The organism is Acerihabitans sp. (assembly GCF_036398755.1).
Classification (GTDB): Bacteria; Pseudomonadota; Gammaproteobacteria; order Enterobacterales; family Enterobacteriaceae; genus Acerihabitans.
The window spans coordinates 24,824-33,557 of the sequence record NZ_DASWOM010000110.1 but is presented as its reverse complement, the minus strand read 5'-3'; the positions used below and the strand labels follow the sequence as shown (position 1 = coordinate 33,557).

The following is an 8,734-nucleotide window of genomic DNA, read 5'->3' as shown; positions in this document are numbered from 1 at the left end:
GACGGGTTATGGTTAAGATAGTCGCGCCACAGCACTTCGGCGATGTCCGCCATGCCCATCGGGGCGCCGGGGTGGCCGGATTTGGCTTTTTGTACCGCGTCCATGCTCAGCGCGCGGATGGCGTTGGCCAGCTCTTTTCGGGATGTCATGAATTACTCCGTTTCGGATTGAATAGTGTCTCGTTGTCCAAGCCATCATAAAATCAACCACTTAACTTCAGAGACTGTGAAAATATCGATAAATGTACCCTAAAAAGGCCATAATTGTATATGCAGGAATGCACGATAAAGAGGGGATAATCCCCTGATCGCGCGGCGGTTCGAACCGGTGAAAAAAACATCATCATCCGTGCCATAAAATCTGTTAACAATCTCACAAAATTTCTTAATATCTTATGGGAAAACCAAAAATGACTTCATCTTTACCACCCTGGCGCGGCTTGGGTATCATCGCGCTTACGCTGCTGACCGGCTGTGAAAATCTCGATCGGGACACCCTGATGCAATCGGGCGGGCAGGCGTTTGTCGCGGCCACCCTAAGCGATAGCCAGGTCAAGACGCTGAGCGCGGAATCCTGTGCGCAAATGGACCAAAAGGCGCAGATTGCGCCCGCCGGCAGCCCCTATGCCCAACGCCTGAATACCGTCGCCGCCGCGCTGGGCGATAATATCGCCGGCACGCCGGCCGATTATAAGGTTTACCTGACCAAGGACGTTAACGCCTGGGCGATGGCCAACGGCTGCATCCGGGTCTACAGCGGCCTGATGGATATGATGACGGATAATGAAGTGGAGGCGGTGGTCGGTCATGAAATGGGCCACGTCGCGCTTGGGCACAGCCGCAAGGCCATGCAACTGGCCTATGCCACCACGGCGGCGCGCACCGCCGCCGCGTCGGTGGGCGGCGTCACGGCGGCGCTCTCGCAATCGCAGCTCGGCGAGCTGGGGCAGGCATTGATCGGCGCGCAGTTTTCCCAGCGCCAGGAAAGCGAAGCGGACGACTATTCCTTTGATTTGCTAACAAAACGCCATATCGACCCGCAGGGACTGGTGAGCAGCTTTGAGAAACTGGCCGGCCTGGAAAAAGGGCAAGGAGGCAGTATGTTTGATTCCCATCCGACGTCGCAGGCGCGGGCGCAGCATATCCGCGATCGCATCGCGGCGGGCAAATAACGGGGTCATTCCCAAAAAATAACCGCGGGCCGACAGGCGCGCGGACGAAGGGACGGCGGCCGGGAGGGATGCCGTCCATAAGCCCGGAGAGTTACCGCGTTTTTTTCGCCGCCTGGATATACAGCATTTCCAGCGCCAGGGTGGCGGCGGCCAGGGCGGTAATTTGCGAATGATCGTAGGCCGGCGCCACTTCCACCAGATCCATACCGACGATATTCAGCGGTTGCAGGCCGCGCAGCAGCTTCAGCGCCCGATCGGTGCTCAGGCCGCCGATCACCGGCGTGCCGGTGCCGGGGGCGAACGCCGGATCCAGGCAATCGATATCAAAGGTCAGGTAAACCGGCATATCGCCGACAATCTGTTTTACCTGGGCCAGAATATCGTCGACGCCGCGATCGTTGACCTGCGCCGCGTCCAGCACCGTAAAGCCGTTATCGCGATCGTATTCGGTGCGAATACCGATCTGCACCGAGCGGGTGGGATCGATCAGGCCTTCGTTGGGCGCATGGTAGAACATGGTGCCGTGATCGAACTTGCTGCCGTTACTGTAGGTATCGGTATGGGCATCGAAATGCACCAGCGCCATTTTGCCGAAATGCTTGGCATGGGCGCGCAGCAGCGGCAATGTGACATAGTGGTCGCCGCCGAAGGACAGCAGGCGCTTGCCCGCCGCCAGTAAACGCTCCGCGTGCTGCTGGAGCTTGTCGCTCAGGTCCTGCGCGTCGCCGAAATCAAACACCACGTCGCCGCAGTCCACTACTTTCAAACGCTGGCGCACGTCGAAATCCCACGGCCAGCGGCAGCCTTCCCAGGCCAGGTTGGTTGAAACCTGGCGGATCGCCGCCGGGCCGTGACGACCGCCGGAGCGGCCGGAGGTGGCCATATCGAATGGAATGCCGGTAATCACCCAATCGGCGTCGGCTTCATAGGGGTTGAATTCCAACGGCAAACGCAAAAAGCCAAAGGCATTGGAAACCAGGGAATTATCGTATTGATGGCCCAGGGTGCTCATAGTCAGTCCTTTCTTATTCATCTTCCAGGTAAGTGTAACCATACAGACCGGCCTCGAACTCTTCGAGGAATTCCGCCTGCAGCGCGCCGTCCAGATCGGTCTCTTTCACCTGATCGCGAAAACGGGTCAGCAGTACCGCCGGATCCAGCTGGACATATTGCAGCATATCGGCCACGGAATCGCCTTCGTCTGATTCGTTGAGTTCCACGCTGCCGTCTTTAAACACAAACACATCCACCGCGGCGGTATCGCCGAACAGGTTATGCATATTGCCAAGGATTTCCTGGTAGGCGCCGACCATGAAGAAGCCGAGCAGCGGCGGGTTGTCCACGTCGTACGGCGGCATCGGCATGGTGGTGGCGATACCGTCGCCGTCGATATAATGGTCGATGGTGCCGTCGGAATCGCAGGTAATATCCAGCAGCACGGCCCGGCCTTCCGGCGGTTTATCCAGCCCTTCCAGCGGCAGCACCGGGAACAGCTGGTCGATACCCCAGGCGTCCGGCATCGACTGGAACAACGAGAAATTCACGTACAGCTTGTCGGCCATCCGCTCCTGCAGTTCGTCGATGATCGGCCGATGCGCGCGGTTGCTCGGATCGAGCTGCGTCTGGATCATGCGGCAGATATTCAGGTAGAGCTGCTCGGCCCAGGCGCGCTGGGTCAGATCCAGCATACCGTGGGTATATTGGGTATGGACGTCGTGCAGATCCATCTGGCTGTCGTGCAGCCATTCGCGCAGCGAGCGGCGGTTTCTCGGCTCCTGCATTTCCTGCCAGGTCTGCCACATGCTTTCCAGCGGGCGCGGCGCGTCTTCGGCGGGCGGCAGCGGTTCGCTGAACTCATTGCGCTCCACGCCGATCACGTTCGACACCAGCACCGTATGATGGGCGGTGACGGCGCGGCCGGACTCGGTAATCACCGTCGGATGCGGCAGGTCATACTCGTTACAGGCGTCGCCGATGCCCCAGATCACATTGTTGGCGTATTCGTTCAGGCCGTAGTTGGCCGAGCAATCGGACTGCGAACGGGTACCTTCGTAATCGACCCCCAGCCCGCCGCCGACGTCAAAGCATTCGATATTGACGCCCAGGCGGTGAAGCTCCACATAAAAGCGCGCCGATTCCCGCACGCCGGAGGCGATATCGCGAATATTGGACAGTTGGGAACCCAAATGGAAATGCAGCAGTTGCAGGCTGTCGAGACGGCCTTTGCTGCGCAGCAGTTCCACCAGTTGCAGCACCTGGACCGCCGCCAGTCCGAATTTGGATTTTTCACCGCCGCTGGACTGCCATTTGCCGGAGCCCTGCGAGGCCAGACGCGCGCGCACCCCCAGCCGGGGCACGACGTTCAGGCGCTCGGCCTCTTCCAGCACCAGCTTGATTTCGGTGAGTTTTTCAATTACCAGGTAGACCTTATGGCCCAATTTTTCGCCGATAAGCGCCAGGCGGATGTATTCGCGGTCTTTATAACCATTGCAGACAATCACGGTGCGCGTCATGCCGGCATGGGCCAGCACCGCCATCAGTTCGGCTTTGGAACCCGCCTCCAGGCCCAGCGGCTCGCCGGAATTCACCAGGGATTCAATCACCCGGCGATGTTGGTTTACCTTGATGGGATAGACCAGGAAATAGTCGCCCCGGTAGCCGAAGGATTCACGGGCGCGCTTAAACGCCCCGTTAATGGAACGCAGGCGGTGTTGCAGGATTTGCGGAAAGCAAAACAGCGCCGGCAGCCGTTGCCCGTCATTTTGCCGTTCCTTCACCAGTTCCGCCAGATCGACCCGCGCCTCGGGGAAATCCGGATCGGGGCAAACGCTGATATGGCCTAACTCATTGACATCAAAATAATTATTTCCCCAATACGCGACATTGTAGGTACTCATCATTTTGCTGGCATCGCTGTCATTCATGGCTACCTCCTGCATGGAACGCAAGTTTTCATGGGGTGCGGACCGATGCGACCCGTGGTGCTTTTGATCATCAGACATGATGTAACTCTCTCCCGGGGTTCCAGATAGCGTTCCCGTTCATCAATGTTGGAGCGTGGACACCACCGTTGGTGGCATGATTGTTGTGCGTAAACCCGCAGTCCGCCAACGGCAATAAACGCCGCCGGACGCATTCGGCATCCAGTACATCAGTACAGTAATTGTAAAACACCTTGATGAACTCCGTAAGACGGGGCGGTGGATCCGGCAAAACAGGATCCGCATGAATGGCCGTATGGCCTGTTCCAGTAGATAAAAAACCGTCAGCCGGCCCTGGAATCCTGGGAAGCGCCCGCATGTCGGCCGCCTGGCGGGCAACATCGGCGTAAACAGAGCGGAAATGCTGGAAAAACAGGGTGCGCCGGATATGCCGGGCAGGCGAGAGCGTGGTCAGGGATAACCGGAGAGTTACGAATCATTAACAGTGCCACCTCCCGCAAAACCGGCGTTCGTCGGCTTACGCCGTACCGGGACAGATAAAAAGTTACCGGATGTAAATGAATGACATTTACCTTGCCGTTGCCTATGCGCGCGAATTTATACAGCCTGGCCCGCAAAAAAGCAAAATTTAAATCATTATCAGCCGATATCACCGCACAATCGGGTGCCGTCGCGGGTTGCGCATCGGCCGCGGCGCAAAAAAATTGCTGGTAATTCGCCAAGCGGGTGTCCTAGAATAGCCATCCAGAAGTTAATCCATCTAAACTGGATAATTTAACACTATTATTACTTACTGTGATTAATTACTGCTAACGACGTTATCCGCGGGACGTTGCAGGACGCGTAACGCCATCCTCGGAAAATCGCTTTTCCCTGATGGCTGAATCCCAGCGCTACGCAGTCATTCCTAACCCGTATGTTAAGGTAAAGAGACCGATGGCTAAACACCTATTTACGTCCGAATCCGTTTCAGAAGGACATCCTGATAAAATCGCCGACCAGATTTCCGATGCCGTGCTTGACGCGATCCTGGCCCAGGATCCCAAGGCGCGCGTGGCCTGCGAAACATTTGTCAAAACCGGTATGGTGCTGGTCGGCGGTGAAATCACCACCAGCGCGTGGGTGGATATAGAAGAACTGACGCGCAGCACCATTCGCGATATCGGCTATATCAATTCGGATATGGGTTTCGACGCCAATTCCTGCGCCGTGCTCAGCGCTATCGGCAAGCAATCGCCCGATATCAACCAGGGCGTGGACCGCAGCGATCCGCTCGAACAGGGCGCCGGCGACCAGGGACTGATGTTTGGCTACGCCACCAACGAAACCGAAGTGCTGATGCCGGCGCCGATCACCTACGCCCATCGCCTGGTGGCGCGCCAGTCCCAGGTGCGTAAAAGCGGCACCCTGCCCTGGCTGCGTCCGGATGCCAAGAGCCAGATCACGTTCGCCTATGACAACGATAAAATCGTCGGCATCGATGCGGTCGTGCTCTCTACCCAGCATTCCGAGGACGTGTCCCTGAGTGATTTGCACGAAGCGGTCATGGAAGAGATCATCAAGCCGGTCCTGCCGGCGGAATGGCTGTCGGCAAGCACCAAATATTTTATCAACCCCACCGGCCGGTTTGTTATCGGCGGCCCCATGGGCGACTGCGGCCTGACCGGACGTAAAATCATCGTTGACACCTACGGCGGCATGGCGCGCCACGGCGGCGGCGCGTTTTCGGGCAAGGATCCGTCCAAGGTCGACCGTTCCGCGGCCTACGCCGCCCGCTACGTGGCAAAAAACATCGTGGCCGCCGGCCTGGCCGACCGGTGTGAAATTCAGGTGTCTTACGCCATCGGCGTGGCTGAACCCACCTCGATCAGCCTCGAAACCTTCGGCACCGGCAAAGTTTCCATCGAAAAACTGACCCAACTGGTGCGTGAGTTCTTCGACCTGCGTCCGCATGGCCTTATCACCATGCTGGATCTGCTGCAGCCGATTTATCGCGAAACCGCGGCCTATGGCCACTTCGGCCGCGAGCATTTCCCATGGGAGAAAACCGATAAAGCCGCGCTGCTGCGCGATGCCGCGGGGTTGTAAGCGCCGTCGGATAAGTCGTCCCGCCTGAAATCTTTTCGACTACACTTATATACGGTGATCTTATGGTCACCGTTTTTTTTAGCCTTTTTGAAACCGATTACAAAATTTAAAATCTTATTTATCATTTAGTTATACTAAATAAAATAGGTAATTTTTTTTGCTGCCGCTTCATTTTCAGCTATATATTATAATTCAACCGGACCGGCGCCGAACGTCATTCTAAAACACCATTTTAGATTGGTTGGCGGCAGAGTCGCGGATTTTAATACTGTGAATTCAGGATAAGTCTGTGTAAACGATTACATAGTTGTGATCCAACGCACACTTTATCCCCATACATTTACTTAACATTCATAATTAATAATTAAGTAATTTTAGGGAGGTACTATGAGTACTGCCAATGTGAGCACTGCCAAACCCCGGTCACGCAGCTCTCATGCTCGCATCACCTTTTTCGTCTGTTTTATGGCGGCGCTTGCCGGCCTGCTGTTCGGCCTGGATATCGGCGTGATTGCCGGGGCATTGCCGTTCCTGGCCGATGAGTTGCAAATCACCGCGCATCAACAGGAGTGGGTGGTCAGCTCCATGATGTTCGGCGCCGCGGTCGGCGCGATAGGCTCGGGCTGGCTCTCCGCCAAACTGGGACGTAAATACAGTTTACTGATAGGCGCTATCCTATTCGTCGTCGGTTCTTTGTGCTCCGCTTTTTCACCCAACGTCGAACTGCTGGTGATTGCCCGGATTATACTGGGCCTGGCGGTCGGCGTGGCCTCTTACACCGCCCCGCTGTACCTGTCGGAGATCGCGCCGGAAAAAATCCGCGGCAGCATGATTTCCATGTATCAGCTGATGATAACCATCGGCATCCTGGCGGCGTACCTGACGGATACCGCGTTCAGCTACAGCGGCTCCTGGCGCTGGATGCTGGGCATCATCACCATCCCGGCGGTGCTGCTGTTCATCGGCGTTTTGTTCCTGCCCGGCAGCCCACGCTGGCTGGCGGCGAAAGGGCGCTACATCGAGGCGCAGAAGGTGCTGAATATGCTGCGCGATACCTCGGAGCAAGCCAAGAAAGAGCTGGAAGAGATTCGCGAAAGCCTGAAGGTAAAACAAAGCGGCTGGGCGCTGTTTACCAATAACGGCAATTTCCGCCGCGTGGTTTACCTTGGCATCCTGTTACAGGTGATGCAGCAGTTCACCGGTATGAACGTCATCATGTACTATGCGCCGAAGATATTCGGCATCGCCGGTTTCTCCAGCACCACGGATCAAATGTGGGGTACGGTGATTGTCGGCCTGGTCAACGTTCTGGCCACCTTTATCGCCATCGGCCTGGTTGACCGCTGGGGCCGCAAGCCGACGCTCAAACTGGGTTTCCTGGTGATGGCGGTGGGCATGGGCGTATTGGGCGCGTTGCTGCATATCGGCGTTGAAACCGACTTCCGCAAATACTTCGCCATCATCATGCTGATGATGTTTATCGTCGGTTTTGCGATGAGCGCCGGTCCGCTGATCTGGGTACTGTGTTCCGAAATACAGCCGCTGAAAGGCCGCGATTTCGGCATCACCGTTTCCACCGCCACCAACTGGATCGCCAATATGATCGTCGGCGCCACCTTCCTGACCATGCTCGACGTGCTGGGTAACGCCAATACGTTCTGGGTTTACGGCGGATTGAACGTGCTGTTTATTCTCCTGACCTACTGGCTGATCCCGGAAACCAAGAATATTTCGCTGGAACATATCGAGCGTAACCTGATGACCGGCAAGCGCCTGCGCGATATCGGCGTCAAATAAGGTTCGATTCGTCCAGCCGGCGATTCCTGCGGCTGGACGGAGCGGCGCACGCCGTCCCGCGCTTCAACGCCAATACCTGTGCCGCAGCCTGGCAAGCCGCATCCCGTTTATCCCGACGGCACACTTTTTCCTTTGCCGGTTAAACCCCTCCTACGCCAACGTATTGCGTCACTTGCATCTGTTTATCACGCCGGTTAATCTTGCCATTATGAAACCGAACCGCATCCCCATCGCCCTTCATCAAGCCGTTATGTCATGCCTGCGCGAAAAGCTGCGTCAGGCCGGGGACTATTTCAACACCACCTTCCCCGAGCCGCAGCTGAATTATCAGCTGCGCGGCACCTCGGCGGGCACCGCCTGGCCGGATAAGTGGGAAATCCGGCTTAATCCGGTATTGCTGCTGGCCAACCGGGACGACTTTATCGACGAGGTTATTCCCCATGAGCTGGCTCATCTGCTGGTGTTTCACCGGTTCGGCCGCGTGGCGCCCCACGGGCGGGAATGGCGCTGGATGATGGCAAACGTGCTGCATACCGAGCCCCGCCGCACCCATGGCTTTGACCTGGCGACGGTGCGCGTCAATACCTACCGCTACCAATGCGCCTGCCAGCGTCATGAACTGACGGTGCGCCGCCATAACCGCATCGTGCGCGGCGAGTCGTTATATCGCTGTCGGCAGTGCGGCGATGTGCTGCGTTTCGCCGGCGATGAAGACGCCGAAAATGTGATTGAATAA

7 protein-coding genes are annotated in these 8,734 nt (G+C 57.0%); 4 read left to right on the top strand and 3 right to left on the bottom strand.

Annotated elements, in window-relative coordinates; translation table 11 throughout:
• Positions 1-149, bottom strand: a 149-nt coding sequence (locus VGC33_RS18505; RefSeq protein ID WP_331122249.1) for a thiamine pyrophosphate-binding protein, incomplete at its 3' end; no start/stop codon positions are given.
• A 260-nt stretch (positions 150-409) separates the two neighbouring features.
• On the opposite strand from VGC33_RS18505, the gene loiP reads away from it, so the two are divergent.
• The gene (loiP, locus tag VGC33_RS18500) at positions 410-1,171 is read left to right on the top strand and encodes a metalloprotease LoiP (RefSeq protein ID WP_331122248.1); all 762 of its coding nucleotides are present in this window, start codon (positions 410-412) and stop codon (positions 1,169-1,171) included.
• A 91-nt stretch (positions 1,172-1,262) separates the two neighbouring features.
• Here the strand turns inward: loiP and speB are convergent, their stop codons facing one another.
• On the bottom strand, positions 1,263-2,183 hold the full coding sequence (gene speB, locus VGC33_RS18495) for an agmatinase (RefSeq protein ID WP_331122247.1): 921 nt from the start codon (positions 2,181-2,183) through the stop codon (positions 1,263-1,265).
• Between the two features lie 13 nt (positions 2,184-2,196).
• Positions 2,197-4,173, bottom strand: a complete 1,977-nt coding sequence (speA, locus tag VGC33_RS18490; RefSeq protein ID WP_331122246.1) for a biosynthetic arginine decarboxylase — start codon at positions 4,171-4,173, stop codon at positions 2,197-2,199.
• Between the two features lie 876 nt (positions 4,174-5,049).
• Here speA and metK point away from each other — a divergent pair.
• The 3 genes from metK (at position 5,050) to VGC33_RS18475 (ending at position 8,734) form a co-directional block, all read left to right on the top strand.
• Positions 5,050-6,201, top strand: a complete 1,152-nt coding sequence (gene metK, locus VGC33_RS18485) for a methionine adenosyltransferase (RefSeq protein ID WP_331122245.1) — start codon at positions 5,050-5,052, stop codon at positions 6,199-6,201.
• Between the two features lie 387 nt (positions 6,202-6,588).
• Complete coding sequence (locus VGC33_RS18480) at positions 6,589-7,998, top strand: sugar porter family MFS transporter (protein ID WP_331122244.1); 1,410 nt, start codon at positions 6,589-6,591, stop codon at positions 7,996-7,998.
• 208 nt (positions 7,999-8,206) lie between these two features.
• Positions 8,207-8,734 carry a SprT family zinc-dependent metalloprotease gene (locus VGC33_RS18475; RefSeq protein ID WP_331122243.1) on the top strand — a complete coding sequence of 176 codons (528 nt, stop codon included), beginning with the start codon at positions 8,207-8,209 and terminating at the stop codon, positions 8,732-8,734.